The organism is Desulforhabdus amnigena (genome assembly GCF_027925305.1).
Taxonomy (GTDB): domain Bacteria; phylum Desulfobacterota; class Syntrophobacteria; order Syntrophobacterales; family Syntrophobacteraceae; genus Desulforhabdus; species Desulforhabdus amnigena.
In genome coordinates, this window is sequence record NZ_BSDR01000001.1 from 4,020,503 (window position 1) to 4,041,039 (window position 20,537).

At 49.2% G+C, this 20,537-nt stretch carries 19 protein-coding genes; 6 read left to right on the forward strand and 13 right to left on the reverse strand.

From position 1 onward, the window contains the following. The first annotated feature begins 233 nt into the window (after positions 1-233). The 3 genes from QMG16_RS17100 to QMG16_RS17110 all read left to right on the forward strand — a co-directional run bounded on the left by QMG16_RS17100 (position 234) and on the right by QMG16_RS17110 (position 5,109). Positions 234-1,646 carry a TolC family protein gene (locus tag QMG16_RS17100; protein WP_281796180.1) on the forward strand — a complete coding sequence of 471 codons (1,413 nt, stop codon included), beginning with the start codon at positions 234-236 and terminating at the stop codon, positions 1,644-1,646. A gap of 102 nt (positions 1,647-1,748) precedes the next feature. Then, complete coding sequence (locus QMG16_RS17105; protein WP_281796182.1) at positions 1,749-4,484, forward strand: MMPL family transporter; 2,736 nt, start codon at positions 1,749-1,751, stop codon at positions 4,482-4,484. A 1-nt stretch (position 4,485) separates the two neighbouring features. Further along, positions 4,486-5,109: an MlaC/ttg2D family ABC transporter substrate-binding protein gene (locus QMG16_RS17110; protein WP_281796184.1), complete on the forward strand. Its 624-nt coding sequence runs from the start codon at positions 4,486-4,488 to the stop codon at positions 5,107-5,109. A 425-nt stretch (positions 5,110-5,534) separates the two neighbouring features. On the opposite strand, the gene hpnI is transcribed toward QMG16_RS17110, so the two are convergent. The 8 genes from hpnI to QMG16_RS17150 form a co-directional block, all read right to left on the reverse strand. Then, positions 5,535-6,719, reverse strand: a complete 1,185-nt coding sequence (gene hpnI, locus QMG16_RS17115; protein WP_281796186.1) for a bacteriohopanetetrol glucosamine biosynthesis glycosyltransferase HpnI — start codon at positions 6,717-6,719, stop codon at positions 5,535-5,537. A 22-nt stretch (positions 6,720-6,741) separates the two neighbouring features. Beyond that, positions 6,742-7,110: an EamA family transporter gene (locus tag QMG16_RS17120; protein ID WP_281796188.1), complete on the reverse strand. Its 369-nt coding sequence runs from the start codon at positions 7,108-7,110 to the stop codon at positions 6,742-6,744. 35 nt (positions 7,111-7,145) lie between these two features. Then, on the reverse strand, positions 7,146-7,553 hold the full coding sequence (locus tag QMG16_RS17125) for an EamA family transporter (protein WP_281796189.1): 408 nt from the start codon (positions 7,551-7,553) through the stop codon (positions 7,146-7,148). Next, positions 7,550-8,422: a hopanoid biosynthesis-associated protein HpnK gene (gene hpnK / locus QMG16_RS17130; RefSeq protein WP_281796191.1), complete on the reverse strand. Its 873-nt coding sequence runs from the start codon at positions 8,420-8,422 to the stop codon at positions 7,550-7,552. The genes QMG16_RS17125 and hpnK overlap by 4 nt, the downstream gene beginning before the upstream one ends. Then, the gene (hpnJ, locus tag QMG16_RS17135) at positions 8,419-9,852 is read right to left on the reverse strand and encodes a hopanoid biosynthesis associated radical SAM protein HpnJ (protein ID WP_281796192.1); all 1,434 of its coding nucleotides are present in this window, start codon (positions 9,850-9,852) and stop codon (positions 8,419-8,421) included. The genes hpnK and hpnJ overlap by 4 nt, the downstream gene beginning before the upstream one ends. A 232-nt stretch (positions 9,853-10,084) precedes the next feature. Next, positions 10,085-10,705 (reverse strand): hypothetical protein, encoded by a 621-nt coding sequence (locus QMG16_RS17140; RefSeq protein WP_281796194.1) that lies wholly within the window; start codon positions 10,703-10,705, stop codon positions 10,085-10,087. A 523-nt stretch (positions 10,706-11,228) separates the two neighbouring features. Then, a complete protein-coding gene (locus QMG16_RS17145; protein WP_281796195.1) occupies positions 11,229-11,759 on the reverse strand; it encodes a DUF4337 family protein in 531 nt (176 codons plus the stop codon). Between the two features lie 618 nt (positions 11,760-12,377). After that, a complete protein-coding gene (locus QMG16_RS17150; RefSeq protein WP_281796196.1) occupies positions 12,378-13,181 on the reverse strand; it encodes an epoxyqueuosine reductase in 804 nt (267 codons plus the stop codon). Positions 13,182-13,590: 409 nt separating this feature from the next. Between QMG16_RS17150 and QMG16_RS17155 the strand changes: the two genes are divergently transcribed. Continuing rightward, positions 13,591-14,142, forward strand: a complete 552-nt coding sequence (locus tag QMG16_RS17155; protein ID WP_281796197.1) for a hypothetical protein — start codon at positions 13,591-13,593, stop codon at positions 14,140-14,142. Positions 14,143-14,215: 73 nt separating this feature from the next. Here QMG16_RS17155 and QMG16_RS17160 read toward each other — a convergent pair whose 3' ends face one another. Next, positions 14,216-15,271 carry a lysylphosphatidylglycerol synthase transmembrane domain-containing protein gene (locus tag QMG16_RS17160; RefSeq protein WP_281796198.1) on the reverse strand — a complete coding sequence of 352 codons (1,056 nt, stop codon included), beginning with the start codon at positions 15,269-15,271 and terminating at the stop codon, positions 14,216-14,218. 203 nt (positions 15,272-15,474) lie between these two features. Between QMG16_RS17160 and QMG16_RS17165 the strand changes: the two genes are divergently transcribed. Then, positions 15,475-16,011, forward strand: coding sequence for a hypothetical protein (locus QMG16_RS17165; RefSeq protein ID WP_281796199.1), 537 nt, complete (start codon positions 15,475-15,477; stop codon positions 16,009-16,011). A 45-nt stretch (positions 16,012-16,056) separates the two neighbouring features. On the opposite strand, the gene QMG16_RS17170 is transcribed toward QMG16_RS17165, so the two are convergent. From QMG16_RS17170 to QMG16_RS17180, 3 genes are all read right to left on the reverse strand, one after another. Next, positions 16,057-16,383: a PilZ domain-containing protein gene (locus tag QMG16_RS17170; RefSeq protein WP_281796200.1), complete on the reverse strand. Its 327-nt coding sequence runs from the start codon at positions 16,381-16,383 to the stop codon at positions 16,057-16,059. A gap of 202 nt (positions 16,384-16,585) precedes the next feature. Beyond that, positions 16,586-18,265 (reverse strand): ribonuclease J, encoded by a 1,680-nt coding sequence (locus QMG16_RS17175; protein ID WP_281796202.1) that lies wholly within the window; start codon positions 18,263-18,265, stop codon positions 16,586-16,588. A 53-nt stretch (positions 18,266-18,318) separates the two neighbouring features. Beyond that, complete coding sequence (locus tag QMG16_RS17180) at positions 18,319-19,059, reverse strand: lysophospholipid acyltransferase family protein (RefSeq protein WP_281796203.1); 741 nt, start codon at positions 19,057-19,059, stop codon at positions 18,319-18,321. A gap of 547 nt (positions 19,060-19,606) precedes the next feature. Here QMG16_RS17180 and QMG16_RS17185 point away from each other — a divergent pair. Beyond that, positions 19,607-20,074: a single-stranded DNA-binding protein gene (locus tag QMG16_RS17185; RefSeq protein ID WP_281796204.1), complete on the forward strand. Its 468-nt coding sequence runs from the start codon at positions 19,607-19,609 to the stop codon at positions 20,072-20,074. Positions 20,075-20,319: 245 nt separating this feature from the next. Here the strand turns inward: QMG16_RS17185 and tatA are convergent, their stop codons facing one another. Then, entirely contained in the window at positions 20,320-20,508 is a 189-nt protein-coding gene (gene tatA, locus QMG16_RS17190) for a twin-arginine translocase TatA/TatE family subunit (protein WP_281796206.1), read from the reverse strand. Positions 20,509-20,537 lie beyond the last annotated feature (29 nt).

Below are 20,537 nucleotides of genomic sequence, written 5' to 3' on the forward strand. Positions count from 1 at the left end.
GCGCCTTGTTTGCTCTTGGCTATATCGGAATAAAATAATAAAAAATTTGGCCATACCTCGATACCTGTAGGCAAACCCCAGGCTTCCGAGTGTGGAATAGCTAACAGATGTGCTGTTTCATGTCAAGGTAGGGGTATCCTGTGCAAGGCGCATTCTCGCTTTTCATTCAGGTCAAAGTGCGATATTTTAACCCGATTTCAAGTTTGCCACATTCCCATAAAGAAAGGTGCGAAATGAAAGTACCCCCCCGAAAAATGAAAAAATTCTGGATTGTATCCGTACCGCTTGTTTTTTTCATGATTTTGGGAAGCATTCTTCAGGCGGCGGAATCTCCTGAAGTACTGGGGCTGGAAAAACTGATCCAGATGGCTTTGGAGAAGAGTCCGGAAGTCAAAGAGGCGGAACAGGATGTCGTTGCAGCTCAAAGCGATTTGGCTCAGGCTAAAGCGGGGCGATGGGCTCAGTTGGATATAACGGCTGTCGGAGGGCCGGCGGAAGATGCCGATCTGCCGACCGTTCTGGTCGATAAGTCCCTGGGAGGGGGATTGTTCAGCGGGCAGATTCAAAACAATGACAAAGACAGCATTGGAATCTTTGGGCGGCTCGATTTCAATATCGTGCAACCTTTGTACACCTTCGGAAAGATTTCCCATCGCCAGGACGCCGCCGCTTATGGAGTGGAAGCTCAGAAATCCGCCAAGGTCAAAAAGGAAGGCGATATCATCCTGAATGTGAAAGAGCTTTATTTCGCAATGATTGTGGCGGGGCAGGGCAAGGATGCCGCAAAAGATGCGGATGGTTTCGTCCGGGACGCGCGGCAGCGCATCGAGCGGTTGATCGCGGTAGGATCGGCGAATGCCGACGAGACGGACTTGTATCGTCTCGATGCCTTTGAAGCCGATATCCAGAGGTTCAAGGTACAGGCGGATTCGGGGGCGAAGATGGCCTACATGGCCTTGAAGAGAACCATCGGCTATCCACCGGACAAAGAGTTCAATCTGGATGCCAAAGAGCTCCCCAAAGATACGCGGGCCCTGGGGGATCAGGAAGATTACATACGTGAGGCCCTTGAAAAACGGCCCGAACTGGATCAGCTGGAAAAGGGCCTCGCTGCCAGGAAGGCTATGTTGGATGCCGCCAAAGCGGATCTTTATCCCTCGTTTTTCCTTGCGGCGGTCGGTTCCTTTGCGGGGGCCCCAGGGCGTGAACGCATGCCCATTTCCTATTTTTCCGATGAATTCAATCACGCCTACGGCGGAGTGATGCTGGGAAGCCAATGGCACTTCGACCTGGGGATCGGCCAGGGAAAAGTGCGCAAGGCCGCGGCTGAATATCAAAAATTGCTCTGCACTAAGGATTTTGCCGAACAGAATATCCCCCTCGAGGTTGCCAAAAATTACCAGGATGTATTGGAAGCGAGGAGTTCTTACGAAGCCTATGAAAAAGCGGCGAAAGCTTCTCGGAAATGGATCGTGTCCGCCTTTTCAAATTTTGATATCGGCGTGGGAACCGCCAAGGACATGTTCGAAGCGATTGAGAGATATGGAAAGAATCAGGGGGATTACCTGCGTTCTCTTTATGACTATCATGTTGCTCTGGCCCGGCTGAGTCATTCCATCGGTGAATACACTTCCGGAACGCCTTGAATGTGGAAATTTTATCGATTCAGGATTCGTGAAATCAGGCAGTGCTCATGAGAGACTGCCCTGGAGAGAAAGCCGGAGAGGGCTGAGGATGATAAATCGACAATGGATTTTATATTAAGATTGATACGTCTATGGATGGCCTGGGTTCTACCCAGGCCACGCCTTGTTCTGGGGATCGCTGTCGTGTCGGCCGTGCTTTCATTCGGTTATGCCGTCACGCACCTGGAAGTGGAAACGGACCAACTGGAGCTCATTTCCACCCACCATCCTCTCATTACCCTTTCCGACAAACTGGACACCTTTGAACCGGGGGGGGAGCAAAGCCTCTCGGTAGTCATCGAGGCGCCTTCTCCCGAACGCGGGATTTCTTTTCTACTGGCCCTTGTACATCGTATCAAGGAAGATACCCTTCATTTTGAAAATGTCTTTTACCGCGTGGACCCGGACCTTTTCAAGCATTGGGCTTTTCTCTATCTGGACAAGCAGGACCTGCTTTATCTGCAGCACACTCTTCAGGAAAACTCCGCCATGATCCATGGCCTGGCCGCGGATGCGACTGTTCCCAACTTTCTCAAACTGGTCAATGATGAAATGGCCAGGCGGATGGTTGGAGAACTCTTTACAGGCTTTCTGGATGAAGAAAAATCGGAGGAGGGCTCGGATAACAGCGGAGGGACCATGGATTTGGAGTTTCTGCTCCAAACCCTGGAGGGCCTCAGTGGGTACCTGAAGGGAACGTCAGATTACAAGTCTCCCTGGGCTTCCTTTTTTACCAAAGAAAAGATGGACTTGAGCCAGGAGGGCTATTTTTGGGAAGGGAACAAACGATTCCTCATTGTCTCCGTCATACCCAAAAAGGTCAAGGGAACCCTCACCAAAGCCCAGGACGCTCTCGATCATTTGCGTCGGTTCATCCGTGAGACCCGGGTATCCTATCCGGATGTGCAGGCTGGAGTAACGGGCCAGGAGGCTCTCAATAACGATGAGATGAGCACGGTCCTGGAAGATATGGAGAGGGCGACCTGGATTTCTCTGCTCGGCGTCTGGATACTCATGGTCGTATTTCGTGGAGGTTCCCGGCGTCCCCTCATACAGATGGTATCTCTTGGCATTGGCCTCTGTTGGACTTTCGGCTGGGCCACTCTCTTCATCGGCCATCTCAATATGCTTTCCGTCGTCTTTGCTCCCTTACTGATCGGACTCGGTGTGGACTACGGGATCCACTGGTTCAGCCGGTTTGAAGAAGAAGAGCGCCTGGGCTTCAAGGATCGCCGGTCTATCATCCGGCGCGTGATGGAATGCTCGGGGCCGGGAATTTTTCTTGCTGGATTGAGTACCTCCCTCACTTTTCTGGCTTTTGTGCTCACCGGCTTTCGAGGCCTCATGGAGTTGGGGCTCATTACCGGCTTTGGCACGATCCTCAATCTGCTTGCGGATTTTACCATCCTGCCCGCCTTGAGCATTTTCCTGGCGGGCAAGCCCGGAAAAACCTTTGTACTCAAACCTGTTTCCGATGACGGAAAAAGACTTATCCATCTCAATCCGAAGGGTGCCCGCTTGCTGCTGGCCTGTGTGGTCGTCTTGTGTCTTGCGAGTTTGGGCAGCGCCTCTCGAGTGAAGTTTGATCTCAACCCCCTGAGGCTCCAGGCAGAAAATGCGGAAGCCGTTGTGTGGGAAAAGCGGCTGATGGAAAATTCGCAACGTTCTTTGTTGTCTTGTGCCTCATTCGCTTCTTCTCCCGAGGAGGCAAAGGCTAAAATCAAAGCCTTCAAAGAACTGCCGACGGTGTCGGACGTCGAGAGCGTCTTCTCCCTCCTGCCGGAAAATCAGGATGAGAAACTGGCCATCCTCAGGTCCCTCTTGCCCGAAATTCCAAGAGTGCAGTCCGTACCCGCCGTTACGGGAATCCGGGACATCGAGAGGTTGAAAGAGGTGCTCGAGAGAATTCGCTTTAAAATGCAGGAAGATCAAGCGGATCAGTGGGGGGCCGATGCCCCCGTTCTGGAACAGATGGCCCGCGTAAGGGTCCTCACGGGTGAGGTGGTTCGGGAACTTCAAGACTCACCGGAGGCTTTGAAAAGACTGGCGGAGTATCAGAAACGCTTCCAGGAGGACTTGGCGGATACCCTGAATTTCGTTCGCAGCGGAGCTGATGCACCGCCAATGACCATTGCGGATATCCCGGCGGACTTGAGGGATCGATTTTACCAGGGCAATGAATATTTGATTCAGGTGTTCCCCAGGGAATCCATTTGGGAAGAAGGCGCACTGGCTCGTTTCATAAAAAGCCTCCAGGGTGTGGATCCGCAAGTCGTGGGAGATCCGGTTTCCCTGTATGTTTTTTCCAGCGCTTTCAAGCGGGCGTGTTTTCTGGCATCATTATATGCGATAGTCGCCATTTCCCTGTTGCTGGCTCTTTCGTTCCGGAAATTGGGACTTGCTCTATTGGCTCTGGTCCCACTCGTGATCGGGACCATATGGACCGTGGGGATCATGGGGCTGGTCGGGGTTGATTTCAATCTGGCCAACAGTATTTTTATGCCGCTCATTGTAGGAGCCGGCGTGGAATACGGAGTAGTCATCCTTCACCGGTGGAAGGAAGGCGGGATGCGTCCGGGAGACCTCCCCTTGAGCACTGCCAAGGGAGTTATTCTGGCCGCCTTGACCACTACGATCGGGTTTGGTACGCTCATGTTGTCGCACCACCGGGGAATCTTCAGCCTGGGATTTGTCGCCTGTGTAGGAAGCTTGTGTGTTTTGATTGCGGCCATTATTATTTTACCTGCTCTACTGGCAGGTCTGGTACCTCGGAAAATGAGTTCTCGCAAGGAGATCTAAAATGAAGCTACGTTTGCTTGGGATCTTGTTGGCTTTCTTTTGGTGTTTTGCCTTCGCCTGGGAATGCGGTGCCGCCGACGGCGGAGCCATGGCCCAAGTGAAGTCCGTGCTGGATAAGGCCATGGAGATACAGACCCGGCCGGACCTTGAGGGCGATGCCCATCGTGCCGAAAGGGCTAGGTTGGTGCGACAGATCATCTCTGAAAACTTTCTTCCCCAAGAAATGGCAAGGGAATCCGTAAAGGACCAATGGGATAAAATCTCGGCAGCACAACGCAGCGAGTTTCAAAGCCTCTTTACGGTGTTGTTTCAGGATTCCTATACGCGCATGGTCCTCAATTTCCTCAAAAAGGAAAATATCGAATACAGCGCTGAATCTCCTGAACCCGGAGGCATGCGGGTCGGGACCGTCATCATGCGCACCAATGAACATATTCCCGTGGACTATCACCTGATACAGAAGGAAGGGCGGTGGTTCATTCGGGATGTGGATATCGACGGCGTGAGTATTGTTGACAACTACAAAAACACCTTCCGCCGGGTGATCGCCACCAGTTCGTTTGGTGACTTGCTCGAGAAAATGCGAGTGCAGAAAAAAGCGATCGGAGACAATGCCGGTGTGTAGGTTTTGAATAGACCTGTGGTCTTGTTCATCCTGTTTTTATCCGCAGCTTGCGCAGATTGAGAAGCTTTTTATCTTTGTGGTGCGTAGGTTGCGTTAGATGGAATGAAACGCAACGGACAATCATGAAATGTCGCGTTTCGAAACTCAACGCGACCTACGTGCTGTTGCTTCTGCCTCCAGGTTCCTCTCTTTTGTTTCCTTATCCGTGTGGAGCCGTGCTTATACGTGGCCACTTCCTTGTAGGAATGGCTTCCAGCCGTGACAGCAACCGGCAACCGCACACCTTGTCGCGGCAGGATGCCGCTCCTACGAAAACGTATGGGTAAACGGCTGCGTAATTACGAAGACCAGTACTTTAGCCTGTGCCGTCTGCGTAATGCGGATCGATTTAGCCTGATTTTCATCATATCACTTGAAGCCTCTTTTCATTTGCTGTGTTTTCTGCGGTGAATGGCTGAAAGCCCGTCGGTAGGAATGATTTTTCCATCGTCGACAATCCTGAAGAGTCTGCCTCTCCATTCCACACCTTTTCCAAAAAGACTTGTACACCAGACGACAAAGCTCAGGAGGTCTCTCAGGGGAATGAGGGAAATATTTTGAGCCAGTATTTTGTCGCCGAGCTTATGGATTCCAACGAACCAGGCCATGGCCAAACGTGCGGAGACCGTCAGGATCAATAAAAAAAGGCTCAGGGGGGATCCTGTATGGAACAGAGCGTTCAGGATTGCCAGGGACGTGCCATGAGTAATGATGGAACCGAGATGCCCAAGAGGCCGACAGGCCCTGATCCCCCTAGACCAGCGAACCTGATGACGGATCATGTTCTTGATGCCGGCTGGCGGCAAGAAGGTCTCCACTACGTAAGGCAGGAGCCTTATTTCAAAGCCGGCCTGCCAGAGGAGATTACCCAGCATGAAATCATCGGCGAGATAATCCGCAATAGCCTTGAATCCCCCGATGGATTGTAACTTGCTCTTTGTGAGAGCCATGGTCGCCCCCAGAGCAAAGGATATCCCTTCTGTGAGTTGAGCTGCAAGAACACTTGGAGCAAATTCTCCTGTAATCCCCAAAGCCTCCAGTTTGGCTGCGAAGCTTGGAGCCTCCCCTGCGCGGTAAAAAGCGGTGACGAGACCTACGTGTTCGTCTTTGAGGGGAGAAACAAGGGTTGCCAGGTAATCGGGCTTCACGCGAATATCGCTGTCGACAAGGACCAGCACGTCGTACTTTGCTCTGGAGAGCATGTTCTGCAGATTGTTTACCTTGGGATTCTGACCCGTCACCGCAGAGTCGATGACCAGTTCAATATCTCTTTCAGGGAAATCGGAGATGAGTTTTCGAATGACCGGGATGGACGAATCTTCGGGATCCTGGACACCGAAAAGAATCTGATAGGTGGAATAGTCTTGACGGCAGAAGGAAGTGTAGTTTTCGTAGGCCTTAAAATCAGACCCGCAAAGTGGGATCATGATTGTTGCCGGGGGAAGTGAATTCTCACAGGGGATGGAAGAACGGGAAAAAAACCTGTGGGCCGAAAGGATGCAGAGAAGGTAATAGAGTACAGAACAGAGAGTAAGACCGGCCAAAAGGAATTGAATGATTCCAATGAACATAAGGCTCCTGAAAAACCGGTCTTCAAGGAAGACAGACCAGTGCCACGCCGACACAGACCAGAAGGGTCCCTGTCCAGCGTAACCTGCTGATTTCTTCTTTTAAAACAAATTTGGCTCCGAGAATGCTCACCACGTAAAACACCGAGGTCGCAGGGACAACGAAGCTCATATCGGCCCAGGAGAGAATGGCGAGAAAAGAAAAAAAACTGACAGCAAGGGAGACAATGCCGAGCACGAAATCTCTGTTTGTTATGACCTGTCGAGCGATGGAAAGGAGTTCCCTGGGGTTGAAAGTCGTGATTTCCCCGATGCCTTTCATTCCCCTTGTGATCAGGACATCGCCTGCTGCATTGGAAAGCACTATGATCGCGATCATGACGGCGGTAATCATATGGATGTTTCCTCTATAAGCTTCTTCGGCAAGGGTTATTGCGCGTTGACCTCTTTTACGGCTGTTCTTCCGGCTCCCGTTTTCGATACCAGAACAACGCCCAGAAATATGAAGGCGGTTCCCAGCCATCGCTTGGGTGAAACGGGTTCGTCCAGAAACTGGTAAGCCAGGGCTACGTTTACGATGTAGCCAAAGGAGATAACGGGAAGCACAAAGCTCAAATCCGCCCACGAAAGAGACACGGCGAAAAAGATAAAAAAAAGAATCAAGAGAATGGTTCCCAGCCAAATCAATGGATTTTCCATGGCGTGAACGAGCATCATAAGGGAAAAACCGTCTTCTGCGGGGCTCAAGGATGCAATGAACTTCATTCCCTTGCTGAGGCATGTGTTTCCAATGGCCTGGGCCAAAATAGCCAGAGTCAAAACAATTGCTGTCTTCAATCCCAACGGTCCATTTCTCCGTAACTGATTCGTGTGATTTCCAGTTCTTCCATCCATTCAAGGAACTGCCTGCCGACCAGGAGTTTGTACTCTTCGAAGCACCGCTGATCTTCAGAGTTCAGGTCTGATCCATCAGAATGGATAGACGGATGAAAATACAGTTCGCTCGTTTTCCCACTTTGAAGAGCTTCCAACACAGAACGAACGTAATGATGATTTATTTTACCGCTCATCAGGTGGCCGTACACCCGGTGGGCAAAACAGAACCCCTTTGCTCGAAGTTTTTTTTGCATAGCCCTCGTGAGGAGGCGAAAAACCAGAGCGCCAAAGATTTTTTCCCACCGATTTTCCGGGTCTGCCTGAAGAGAGAGCCTGAGATCGTCTCGGGGAACCCTCATTTTGCGTATACCGAAGCGCTCTCCCAGTTCCACGGCCGCCTTAAAAATGACAGGGTGGACATGCATATGCAGGTGGCTGTCGATGTGAGTCCCCTTCAAGCCGGTGGAACGAAACTTCTCGAATTGCGCCTCCAGTTCCTTCTTCAGTTCCCGGCGCGCCACGGGTAAAAAATAATATTTGAGTCCGCAAACTGTGGGATTGGAAGGAAAATTCCCCTCTGAATCCACGAGATGCGGAATCTCGCCATGTGGGAGGACGGATTTGCCCATTACTGTGACCAGATGGATGCCAACAGACAGGCGGTCGTTATCCCTGGCCAGCTGAACAGCATGCTCAAAGGCCTTTCCACTGACCATCAGGCTGCAGCTGGTCAGTGCGCCCTCTCTGAATGCACGGATGATGGCTTCGTTTGTCTCTTCGGAGATTCCGAAGTCATCTCCATTGACGATCAGTCTGGGATATCCCGTCAAGCCGATGCCTTGCCTCCGGTGAATTTCTTCCGTTTTGCCCGAAGACGAAGGTATTCCCGTGCCTCGGCGTACAGCCTTGCCCGCTCATTTCTATCGAAAAGCGCCCGGCGCACGATGCGAAATACGATCCGCGGCCTGAAATAGTAACGGCCGTAGAAGTCTTCCACAGCCTCGACAATCTCCCGGCGATCCAGTCCCGGATACCGAAGGTTGGGAAGTTGATGTCCCATTTCATCGGTGATCTTATCCTCGGTCAAATATCCTTCACGAGTGGCATAGGAATAAAATTCTGTGCCGGGGAACGCATGGGCAATGGAGACTTGAATCGTTTCGGGATCCAGTTGCTCGGCAAATTTCATAGTCTTCCTGATGGTTTCACGGGTTTCTCCAGGGAGTCCGATGATGAAATCTCCGTGCACGGTCAGCCCCAGGTTCTTGCAGTTTTTCATGAAAGTGACGGCTTGCTCGACTGTGGCGCCTTTTTTGATATTTTTCAGGATCGTTGGATCGCCCGATTCAAAGCCCACGATGAGCAGTCTGCAGCCCGCATCCTTCATGGCCTTGAGCATATCGTAATCGGCATGAACGCGGCAGTTGCAGGACCACGTAAAGTTGAGGGGCTTCAAATGCTTGCAGATTTCGAGGACTCTCTCCTTACCCCAGGCGAAAGTGTCGTCATCGAAAAAATATTCTTTGACGTTGGGAAACAGATCGAAAGCATGTTTGAGCTCAGCCACAACATTTTCACTGCTTCGTGTACGCCATTTGTGCCCGCTAAACGTCTGAGGCCAGAGGCAGAAGGAACATTGAGCCGGACAACCACGAGAAGTGTAAAAGGCGACGAAGGGATGGCGTAAAAAGGGGATATTGTACCGGGTAATGTCCAGGTCCCGCTTGTAGATATCCACAACGAAAGGAAGGGAGTCCAGGTCAGTGAGGGGAGGCCGGTCATCATTATGGACAATATGGCCGTTCTTTCTGTAACTGACGCCCTGAATATCTTCCAGGTTCTTGCCCCAGGCAAATTCAGCCACGGAGTAGTCAAATTCTTTGCGAGCCACAAAGTCGATTACGGATGACCTCCGAAGCGTTTCCTCGGGTTGGATGGAAACAGGAGGACCTACAAAGGCAATTTTGATTCCCGGATTGGAGTCCTTGATTCTTTCTGCCAGACGAATGTCATTTTCAAATCCGGGAGTACTGGTAAAGAGAACTAAAAAATCATAATCCTTTGAAATCTGAATGGTTTCTTCTGGCGTCACGCCATGAGGGGGCGCATCCAGCAGCCTGCTATTTTCTATCAGAGCGGCAGGATATGCAAGCCAGACAGGGTACCAGAACGAAACGATTTCACGTCGCGCGGGCCAGCGCGAACCTGCACCGCCGTCGAAATTTTCAAAAGATGGGGGATTGAGAAGCAGCGTTTTCATTCAGTCTCCATTTGCGATTCAAAAATTCAGATTATACAGTGGCGCAAAAGATCATGTCAAGGAACGTAGGCCGCTGTTCAGCAATTCTTGTTTCATGGGGCCTCACAGAATGTTCTCAGTTCCATGATGCAGCTCAACACTCTTTCGAGAGAATTTTGCTACAGAAATACCCCTTGGGGAGAGGTTTTCTGATTGTGAGCCTGTATTCAAGGAAGGGTGACGGTTATACTGATTACTGAGGAATAAATTTATCTAAGTCTTTTATATCTTTTAGTTTATCTTTGGAGCCAACCCTTTCGCCCGTCTTTTCTTCCGGATGTTTTGCTTTGTAGCATTCACGTTCTTTTTCGATGGCGCTGGTTATGGCCATTTTTATAGAATTTCCGCTGGTGTATTCTTCCTCGTCGACGCTGCTGTGTTGCAGGATGAGACTGATTCTATTTTTCTCCTCGTCGATGAAAGACCATTTCCAGGCGATAAGACCGCCGAAGGGATCTCCTTTAAACTCGGTGGCTTTTCCGAATTTCTTTTTGAAAATATCCAGAAGATCGTTGAAAAACTCTCTATCATCCCGCAAATATTTCAGTTTGACCTTGACGATCTTGCCAGGCTTGCTGCAATTTCCATAAAAAATATACCCGCTCTTGTAGCCTTCAAGGGGCTTCATTTCGACCTCTGAAATATACTCCATATGCCGGATGGGAAGTGTCGTTTCTTCCTTGATGAGATCCTTATACTCATTGATAGGGGCACCCAATCGAATGCCGGCGATTTGCATGGGTGCGCCGGCAAAGCTCAAACTATGAAAGAATAAAGCTACAAAGAAGATCGGAAAAATCGTTCTGCTTTTCATCCTGGGCTCCTTTCTTCCGGCATAGCGTTGGGCTCCACATGATCTTGTCTCTATCATTCATGAGCCGTGAATCGGAAGTTCTTGCAAAGGGCATGTCGAACGAATCAAAAAGTTCGCTGCAGATCCTGTCTTTCCCCATAGCATGCCAGATGGCTTAAGAAATTATCTTGAAATTTGCTCACACCGTCACCCTGGCGGAAGCCAGGGGTCCAGCCCTCTCGGGAATGCCCCGCTTCCGGTTTTCACCGGAATGACGATCAAGGGTATTCGAACCGTTTTGAGATGGTTTCTAATGCGACATTGTCATATAAACCACGGAGACGTAGAGGGTATGGAGAAAGACCTTCCAAATGAGATCTCTATATTCTCCGTGTCCCTGTGGTTTAGATGAAATCTAGCAATGTCGATCTAAGTTATTATTATTTAAACATAATTTCAAAGAATATCAAGAAGGCCAGGCATCAAATGGATCTTGTGCACAGTATAGCAAGGCCAGACCATCTCGCTGGATTCAATCAATTATTCAAAACCACAGGAAGAAGCCATTGATCATATAAAGGAGGCCAAATGTGCTGATGCCAAGACACGAAATCCACAGAATCCTTTTTTGGAGCAGCACGCCGACAGCCGCCATCAAAATGGCACTTTGCAGGAGGATGATAGCTATAGTGAAGTTTTTGTTGTGTTTTTGGGATTCCTCAACATGTTTGAGAATACTTTGTTTCTCCGCCTCTATTTTTTCCTTCTCCTTTTGATAATGCGCCACCGTCTCATCGTATTCCTTGACTTTGCCTTCAATAAATTTTTGAATACCGGGGTGGGTTGTTCCCAGGAGCTTGTTCAGTTCGAAAACCTCCATCTGGAGCCGAAAGCTGTGATCATGAATGCTTTTCAGGAAGAAGTCAGCTTTCCTGTTTGCCGTCGAAGATGTCTCATCCTGGACTTTCAAGAGGTAGGAAGAAACCTTGAGAGACGCAACTGCAGTACATGCCGTAAGAATGACAGCGATGAACACTAATCTGATAACCCATTTTTCAATTTGAGATCCGGACACATATCCTCCATATTTATTTTTATAAACCAGCGCGTAATATAATCGAAGAAGAAAATCTCTAGCAAGTGCTCTTTTGTGGTTCCCAGCGGTTCTCATTTTGAAAAGTGAATACCTCCCATGCTCCCTCAAGGGATAATTTGCCTGGGTAAAGTCTCCCTTTGATAGAAAAGGGGGATTGAGGAGAATGTCGGAAGTGACGGCATCATGTCGAAATGAGAACTGCTGTGCAGTTCCTGCAAAAGTGGTGAGGAATATTTGTAATAGTTTTAAAGAGCTAAAAAGTTTATACAGCATGAAAAAGGAGGTAGTTCAATGACGAGCGAGGATGTGTCTTCTGGAAAAGAAAGTGAGAAAAAACCTTGGACGGATTATCGGTCGGACTGCTGATCCGGATTTCAGGACGTAAGTTTACGTCTGAGATTTCTAAGGCCGGGGGAAAGCTTTCAGATCCTTTGTACTTTGGAACAAAAGGGCAAGTTCGAGAGGGTAATCGCCAGGAACGATGGAGAAGCGATTGTCGAAAAAAGCCTGCCGGATGGTGTCTTGATTCGCGTTTACAAGTCCGGTGGATCGAGTTGATTTCCCATGGCCGTACTACCCCTTGGAAACTGCTTGTCTTCAGGAAAGCCTGGTGGGAATTTGATAACTGCAGGGTACCTCACAGGCACACTTGCCGCAAACATCCACCAGGGGAAGATCATCGTAGTGGGCATCATTTCGCAGGCACTGCTCGTAACATGCGTGCCGATCATAATGAGTCTTATGCAGGGCGTCGTATTTACACTTTGCGACACAGGCAAAACAGTTGCGGCCTGCCTTCACGAGGCACCATTCCCGGTCGGGACGTTTTGTTGAGGGGAGGGACATGCTCGTGACCAAGCTTCCCAATCGCCCGCAGCATCCCGATGATGTGATGAGCAGGTTGTGGTATCCGAAGGTCCCTAAGCCTGCAATATAGCCGATGTGTTTGTGGGACCAGCCACTGATGAGTTTCTCCGTATCGAAGTTATGAGTCGCGGGCGTAATGACCGTCTCATGCCCCTCTTTTTCCAGGAAGGATTTCAAATACATGCTGATGTCCTGGATGAGTCGGTTGGTCGTTACGTAGGATTCAGCCCACGAGCGGGCTGCAAAGGGTGTGGACTGATCGTTTTCCCGCCCCAGAGTTTTTTGGAAGGGCAAGAAAAACACAATGACGGATCGAGCTTCAGGAAGTAGATCCTGAGGTATGGAATGTTCCGGTCCCACGACTTCACGAAGTTTGAGGAAAAGGGGATCATCCGCGTTGGCTATACCTACCAGCGCTTCTCTCCAGTAGTTTTTTTCTCCTTTTTGGTCAAGCCGGCATTTGATGGTCGATTGAATTTCTTTTTGTAACCAGGATACCGCTTCACTGGCCAATGGATCATGGGAGATCGACATCTTTTCTCCTTGTTTTATTGCGACAATGTAAAATGATTTCGTGTAGGCTCTCGAAAAAAAGCATTTTATCGTCAAGAGCCTTTTCGGTCAATGTGCCATATCGAAGAGGGTGCTATCCAAAGTGATTGGATTCAAGCTACATGTTGGAATTGGGAGTCCCAATATGCATCCCAGCACGTAGGTCGCGTTGAGTTTCGAAACGCGACATGTCATTATTATTTATTGCGTTTCATTTCATTCAACGCAACCTACGCACTGAACCGTATTGCCCCTTAGCACGTAGGTTGCTTCTTCCAATCCCTTTGGATTGCACCCTATCGGAGGACTTGCATCGATCTCGGAAGAAAATGCGGGTTGTTTCCACTCTATGCTGCTGGTATTTTATATTGTGTAGATGCTGTTCCTGGAAATGAGAAAGAGAAACGCATCTATTCTTATACCCGCTTTGGAATTGGAAGAATGTCGCCAGGATTTTCTGAAAAGGGAGCTTTCATTGAACCCGGATACACCGTATGCAACACAGGATATTGCTGTGGCAATGCTGGAGAAAAAAGCCAGAAATTGGGACCGTTGGGTGACTCTTTCTATTGTTTTTCTGCTGATTTTGCCTTTGCCTTTTGTGCGTTTTGAAGCCTGGCCTCAGGGAACTATCGTTTTCGAGAGAATCATCATGCCGTGGAGCCGGTTTCAGATTTGCTACGTGGATTATGTTCACAAGGAACCCGTTGTGGAGGAATATCGTTTCACCTGGAAAGGTGAACTTCTTCCCAGGAATATTTCGCTGCCTCTCTTTGCACGCTCTCACGCAGTTGATCCCCCCCTGTTGAAATGGCAGAATAACCCCGATATCGTCCTGAAGGATATCTTCTACGAGGGAGATTTTCTCCAAATCAAGACATTTTGGCGCCCCATCTTGTTATGGCCTTTTGCCATGGGATTCCAGATACGTTCCTACCGGTGAGGATCTTCGAGAAAACGAGCTGACTTGGCATTGCCGGGGAGGGAGGCTGCACCTCGAATCCATGTGGTGCAAGTCAAGGGGGTGCATTTTTTTCGTTTTGAGGAATCGAATCTGCAACTGTGGGCGGAAAAAAACGTTTGTAAAAAAAAAGACTCCCCAACATGGGGAGAAAAAAGTACCCAAAACGATAGATCAATGTCGCCAGCAAGGCGCGATCGTAGTCAAGACCCAGCAAGTAGAACGACCCCGCCATGGATCCTTCCATGAGGCCTATGGATGCGGGAGTGAGAGAAAAGATCGTGGAAAAGATCCCCACTGAAAAGCCGACCAGGAGTGTACTGTTTTCAATGGGATAATGGACTGTAAGGAATGCGAATTTCAAGCACAAGAACATAGACAACCAATCCAGCAGGGCAAAAGCTGCCGGTGACAAAAGCTTTCTGACATTTCTTACGAGCAGGTTCATACTTTCGTTGAAATTTTCGAAAAACGCCTCGGCCCTTTCCTGGTGAAACCAGTGGGGATGGTGCAGCTTATGAGATAGGAAAAGGCCGATGCGCATGAGGATCTGCCATAGACGTTTGCGGAAGTTTTCGTGAACAATCGACTGGACAGTCACCCAAGTGAGAACGAATGCGATCATGAGAATGAATATTCCGAGCTCCATTTCACGGGTATTCATTTTGTATTCGCTGTACAGAAAAAAGAAACCCAAATAGATGAAAATGACGGCAACTGTGTTGGTGAGAAAGCCGTGCACCATGGAAATGGAAAGAGTATTGCTGGGAGGGATTTTTTCTCTGGCAAGGAGGTAGACTTTTGCAGCTACACCGCTCAGCCCACCGATGGCCATGACATAATTCAGTGTGCTGGAAAGAAGGGAAATCTTGAAAGTCGAGGAGAAAGACAGTGTATGACCGGTTCCCTTTAGAAGCCGTTCGAGCACTGCGGCGATGCAAATATAACTGGCCGCACTGGCCAGTATCACCGCGATTCCCCAGAGGATATTGATATCACCAATATTTTGCAAAAGCTTTTCAAGATTGGCTTGTTTTATGGTGTAGCTCAGGATGAACAACCCGAAAATTGCGGCAATCCAGAATCGTTTGCGAGTCACGCCAACAACCAATTTGTCTTCTCCTCGTATGAGAACCGATATCCTGATCGGTGGGCTCGGCTTTTCCTTACCCGACAGAATAGTGGAAAAATAGCAAAATCATTTTGTTAAGGGAAGAAAATAAGGGAGAAGGATTCACGGGGGTTGTGGCCCATTGGCTGCCTTTAAACTTTGTTGCGTTGGTTTGGAAATGTTCGCGGATGGAAGGATAAGATATGAAGATCAAAAGAGATTGGCGCCTCATGATGTCGAATTTGATTGTTCCATTGATAATTTTGAATCTTTGCATGACGATCCCATTGAAATCGGTGGCGGTTGCGGCAGAGGACGTGAAGGGGCGAATGGGTCGGATTCAATGGATGAGCGGCGATGAGGATGAAGGGCAGGGATTGCTGCCAGGAAATCTTCTCGGTGACATTCAAGTCTCTGAACCGACCAGGAGTTTCCTGGATGAACTTTATAAGCGGCACAGCTCTGAATTCACCCGTATCATCCAGGACAATCCGCAACTGGTATGGGATGCCATGGACGTGGTCCTGGATGCTTTACCCGCTCTCAAAGCAATGCCCAAGAATGGCGGAAGACTCTATGTCGACAAAAACATTTATGCGCGGGCATCGGGGCTTGTGGACCGCTGTGAAGACCTTTCTACTCCGGAATTGGCAAAAGATTTGAAAAAGTTGAGGTTGTTCGTGGAAATGAGAATCAAGGAAGTGGATTCTGACAGGATCATGATCGATCTGCAGAATTGAAAATAGGAAATGCCCTGTGTTGAATGCGTGTCGCAGGAAGGAGAGTCACCAGTTGTATAGGCCGGCTCTCTCTTCGCCTTCCCAATCACTGCAGAGGACGATAAGCTGCTCCAGAATATCCGGCTCGATTTTGAGGAATTGAACGCCAAAGCCTGGTGGATAGTGGGTGATCTGGCCCCGATTCACCCAGATCACTTCACCCTGACAAAAACAAGGGGCACCTTTCGCCAGACAAAACAGAATATCGATGATGGATTTGAGAGGGAGCAGATGACCCGTGACGATGAAAAGCCCTCCCGGACAGATGTCCAGCGTGATTCCATCAAAGATAAGGTTTTCGTTTTTCCACCAGACGCTCATCTTTTGATACAATCATAGCATCTTCTACCTTCCATCGTCTCCACTTTGCATGTTTGGCCTTGAATGCGCTTCGAATGAATTATGACCAAATCTCAATTAACTCGACATTGCCGGATCTTATCCGAACTACGGAGACACGGAGAACACAGAGATTTCATTTGAAGGTCTTTCTCTGTGTCCTCTGTATCTCCATGGTTAATGTGGCAATGTCGCATTAAATGTCCACAACAATCGCATAAATCACGGGGCGACGATACAGAACCCGGTTGAAAAAACGTTTCAGTTCCCTGTGGATTTCGGCTTGAAGCACTGAGGTGTCCACTTCGTAATCCTTTTCGAGCAGGTTATCGAGGACTTCGAGAATGACACATTTTGCGCTGTCGAGAATTTCTGAATGGGTTTCTTCCTGAATGAATCCCTTGCTCAGGATATCCGGCCCGCTGAGGATTTCACTGGTCTCCTTATCGATGACCAATGAAACAATGACAAGGCCGTCTTCCGAAAGATGACGGCGGTCGCGCAACACAACTCCCTCGACATCACCGACTCCCTTGCCGTCCACGAGTACTCTACCGGTTGGAACTCGTTCTCCGATACTGATTTGGTCCGGGCCGCAGAGGATCGTGCTTCCATCTTCCGCCAGAAGGCAATTTTCTTCTGGAATTCCCATATCGATGGCTAGTTGCCGATGCTTCACCAAATGCCTGTATTCCCCGTGAACCGGGATAAAGAATCGAGGTTTGACCAGGCTGATCATTGTTTTCAATTCTTGTCTGTAAGCGTGTCCCGACACGTGAATATCCCGGACCTGTTCGTGAATGACCTCGGCGCCATGACGGTAGAGATGGTTGATGATATTTTGTATGGTGCGTTCATTCCCCGGAATGAACTTGGAAGAAAGAATGATCGTATCTCCCCGCTGCACCTTGAGTTTTTTATGATCGTCAAAAGCCATGCGTGTGAGGGCGCTCATGGGCTCTCCCTGGCTGCCCGTGGTGAGCATCAGGACCTCGGAGTCGGGCAGTCGCGCAAGTTCCTGAAGCGTGATCTCTTCCTCCGGAGGAAAGTTCAGGTAGCCGAGTTCCCTTGCGATACGGACGTTGACTGCCATGGATCTCCCGTTCAAAAGCACCTTGCGGTTGAACTCTCGGGCAAGCCGTATCACCTGTTGGATTCGGTTCAAATTGCTGGCAAAAACCGCAACGATGATGCGCCCTGCACATTCCTGGAAGATCTCTCGCAATGTATTGCCGACGTCCCTTTCAGACAGAGTGTAACCGGGGCGTTCCACATTGGTGGAGTCAGAAAAAAGAGCAAGCACCCCTTCTTCGCCGTAAGCGCCGAAGCGGGCCATATCGAATCTTCGACCATCGATGGGAGTATTGTCGATTTTAAAGTCTCCGGAATGAATCAGTATTCCAACGGGAGTCCGAATGGCCAAACCGACGCCGTCGGGAATACTATGGCATACCTGCAGGAATTCTATTTGAAAAGGTCCAATGGAAATTTGTTCCCGTGGAAGAACCTGGTTGAGCTCTGATCGCTCCAGCAAGCCATGTTCCTTTAGCTTTTCCCGAATGAGGGCGAGAGAAAGAGGTGTGCCGTAGATGGGAATTTGAAATTCTCTCAAGAGGAAAGGAATGGCCCCGATATGATCTTCGTGCCCGTGGGTGACGATGAGAGCCCGTACACGATCCCTGTTTTTTTGAATGTATGAAAAATCCGGTATCACGATATCGATGCCCAACATGTCGTCTTCGGGGAACATCAGGCCGGAATCGATGAGAATCAAGGTTTCATCGTATTCCATCACCATCATGTTGAGTCCGATCTCTCCGAGTCCTCCCAGTGGAATGACTTTGAGAAACGGTTGTGTATTTGAACTATTCGGCATGATTGCTATATGAATCCTTTTACGTTGATAGATCACATGAAACAATGTCGGTTCTATTTGCTGTCGGGAAGTATCCCCCCTTCGCTTTCGGTCAGGTTTTCGCGAATGGCTTGCCTCACGGTATTCACCAGGTTTTCTCTGTCCTGTGACATGAGTCCTGCAGTGGGAATCGGTTTCCCAATGGTCAATTGAATGGTGCCGGGATTCACTTTCCATCCACCCTTCTTGGGAAGAACACGATAAGAACCGCTGATGCTGATGGGGACAATGGGTTGTTGTGACTTGAGCGCAAGAACAAAGCCCCCCATCCTGAAATCCTGCAGCTTCCCGTCAAGGCTTCTAGTCCCTTCGGGAAAAATGACTATGGAGGTTCCGTTCCGGACTTTCTCTGCCGCCTGGTTTAAACTTGCAAAGGCTTTCCTGCGGTCACTTCGGTCAATGGGAATATAGCCGTTGGCAAGCATTGCCGTTCCAAGTACGGGGATCTTGAAAAGTTCCTCTTTGGCCAGCCAACGGAATTGAACGGGAAGCTTTCCCAAAATGGCGAAAATATCAAACCAGCTCTGGTGATTGGCCGCATAGATGTAAGGATTTTCATGCCCTATGTTTTCCAACCCCTTCACTTGAACCGTCACTCCGGCAGACCAGAGATTGACCTTGCCCCAGAGTCTGCCGCAAAGATGGGGCCATTCGTTTTTCCGCGTGATATAGAAGAGTAAAATAGCCGCCAGTCCGAAAAGAATGGTCGACCAGACAACCGTGAAATAGAAAAAGAGTGAACGAAGCGCCTTCATGATCTTCCTTTTTTGATTACTTCATGCACAGCAGTCACTGGAATAAGGAAACAACATTGAAAGCCGTGGAAAGCGCCGCGAAACCCAATCCACAAATCCGGTGTGTGATGGACACTTATTGGTATGAAGCTGTGCATAGAAAAGTGTTTTGACTCACAGACCCTGTCAAAAACAGAATATGAAATGAAATGATTATAAAAAACAATTAGTTGTAATTCAAGTTTCCCGTAGAAATGTAAACCGTTTCCAATATTGAGTCAACTGGGCATTTTGGCCTTCCGGTTATTCTCAACTGCTGCAACGAGACTTCTGCTGTAGAGTGGGCACGAAGTGTTGCCCGACGGAGAGAAATCCCCTGGAACTGCAGTGGGTCAGGAGAAGGATTTGCCCAACCCATGTCTTCTTTGTGGGGCCGATGGCGGGGAGGTGGCGTTTCCTGGCCGGATTTAGGACTTGTCCCGTATTCTCACGATGTGCTATACGTGTATAACTAGTAAAAATCATTTCTAGATTTGAAATTATAGATCAATGTGTAAAGGAAAAAAACATGGCAAAAGGCACTGTCAATAAAGTTATCCTGATAGGTAGGTTGGGAGCCGATCCCGACATTCGTTATAGTGCGAATGGAACAGCCATAGCGAAGTTCAATGTTGCCACAAATGATTATGATCCCTCCTCTGAAACCAAGGAGCGAACCGAATGGCATCGGGTCGTCGCTTTCGGGAAGCTTGCGGAAATATGCGGCAATTATCTTGGCAAAGGAAGGCAGGTATTTGTTGAAGGAAACCTTCGCACACAACAATGGGAGGATGCCCAGGGGGTGAAGCGTTATACTACGGAAATCGTTGCGCGGGAAATCCAGTTCCTGGGCGGCGGAGCGGATGAAGCGAACTACCAGGCCCAGGGCCGCCCGGACTATGGCAAGAGCGGCGGTGAGGCCTCCTTCTCCAATCGCAGTTCCAGCGAAGAACTCCCCCCGCCGGCAGGGGTGCAGGAAGAAGACATTCCTTTTTGATGGCCGGTATTGCGTGTTGAGAAATGCTTGTAGGAGGGATGAATAGTCTTGCTCCGTGGAGAGGAATACGCTGGGGAACACCCCGGATAGAGCAATAGCCCCAGTGGGTGACGGATAGAAATGGAACCGAGAGGCAAAAAGATAAAAAGGGGCTGACCTTTTCTGAAGGTAGCCCCTTTAAAGAGGGGAATGCCCATCCGGTTTGGGCATTGAAGTCAAAAACAATGTCGAGCCGAATCCGTAGCCTATTTGTTCTCCTCAATTTTTTCCGTTTTTTCGTTCGATTCTTCTACGGTGTCGGTCGTGGCCTTCTTGAAATTGCGAATGCCTTTTCCGAGTCCCGCTCCGATTTCAGGCAATTTTCCTGCTCCGAAAATGATGAGTACGATCACCAGGATAATTATCAATTCGGGCATGCCGATTCCACCGATCATAAAAGATGCTCCTTGTTGAAAAAGATTGT

Excerpts from the sequence above, each read along its gene's own strand:
- QMG16_RS17100 (WP_281796180.1), top strand. The coding sequence starts at position 234 with ATGAAAGTACCCCCCCGAAAAATGAAAAAATTCTGGATTGTATCCGTA.
- QMG16_RS17105 (WP_281796182.1), top strand. The coding sequence starts at position 1,749 with ATGGATTTTATATTAAGATTGATACGTCTATGGATGGCCTGGGTTCTA.
- QMG16_RS17110 (WP_281796184.1), top strand. The coding sequence starts at position 4,486 with ATGAAGCTACGTTTGCTTGGGATCTTGTTGGCTTTCTTTTGGTGTTTT.
- hpnI (WP_281796186.1), bottom strand. The coding sequence starts at position 6,719 with ATGTTCATTGGAATCATTCAATTCCTTTTGGCCGGTCTTACTCTCTGT.
- QMG16_RS17120 (WP_281796188.1), bottom strand. The coding sequence starts at position 7,110 with ATGATTACCGCCGTCATGATCGCGATCATAGTGCTTTCCAATGCAGCA.
- hpnJ (WP_281796192.1), bottom strand. The coding sequence starts at position 9,852 with ATGAAAACGCTGCTTCTCAATCCCCCATCTTTTGAAAATTTCGACGGC.
- QMG16_RS17140 (WP_281796194.1), bottom strand. The coding sequence starts at position 10,705 with ATGAAAAGCAGAACGATTTTTCCGATCTTCTTTGTAGCTTTATTCTTT.
- QMG16_RS17150 (WP_281796196.1), bottom strand. The coding sequence starts at position 13,181 with ATGTCGATCTCCCATGATCCATTGGCCAGTGAAGCGGTATCCTGGTTA.
- QMG16_RS17155 (WP_281796197.1), top strand. The coding sequence starts at position 13,591 with ATGAGAAAGAGAAACGCATCTATTCTTATACCCGCTTTGGAATTGGAA.
- QMG16_RS17165 (WP_281796199.1), top strand. The coding sequence starts at position 15,475 with ATGAAGATCAAAAGAGATTGGCGCCTCATGATGTCGAATTTGATTGTT.
- QMG16_RS17175 (WP_281796202.1), bottom strand. The coding sequence starts at position 18,265 with ATGCCGAATAGTTCAAATACACAACCGTTTCTCAAAGTCATTCCACTG.
- QMG16_RS17180 (WP_281796203.1), bottom strand. The coding sequence starts at position 19,059 with ATGAAGGCGCTTCGTTCACTCTTTTTCTATTTCACGGTTGTCTGGTCG.
- QMG16_RS17185 (WP_281796204.1), top strand. The coding sequence starts at position 19,607 with ATGGCAAAAGGCACTGTCAATAAAGTTATCCTGATAGGTAGGTTGGGA.
- tatA (WP_281796206.1), bottom strand. The coding sequence starts at position 20,508 with ATGATCGGTGGAATCGGCATGCCCGAATTGATAATTATCCTGGTGATC.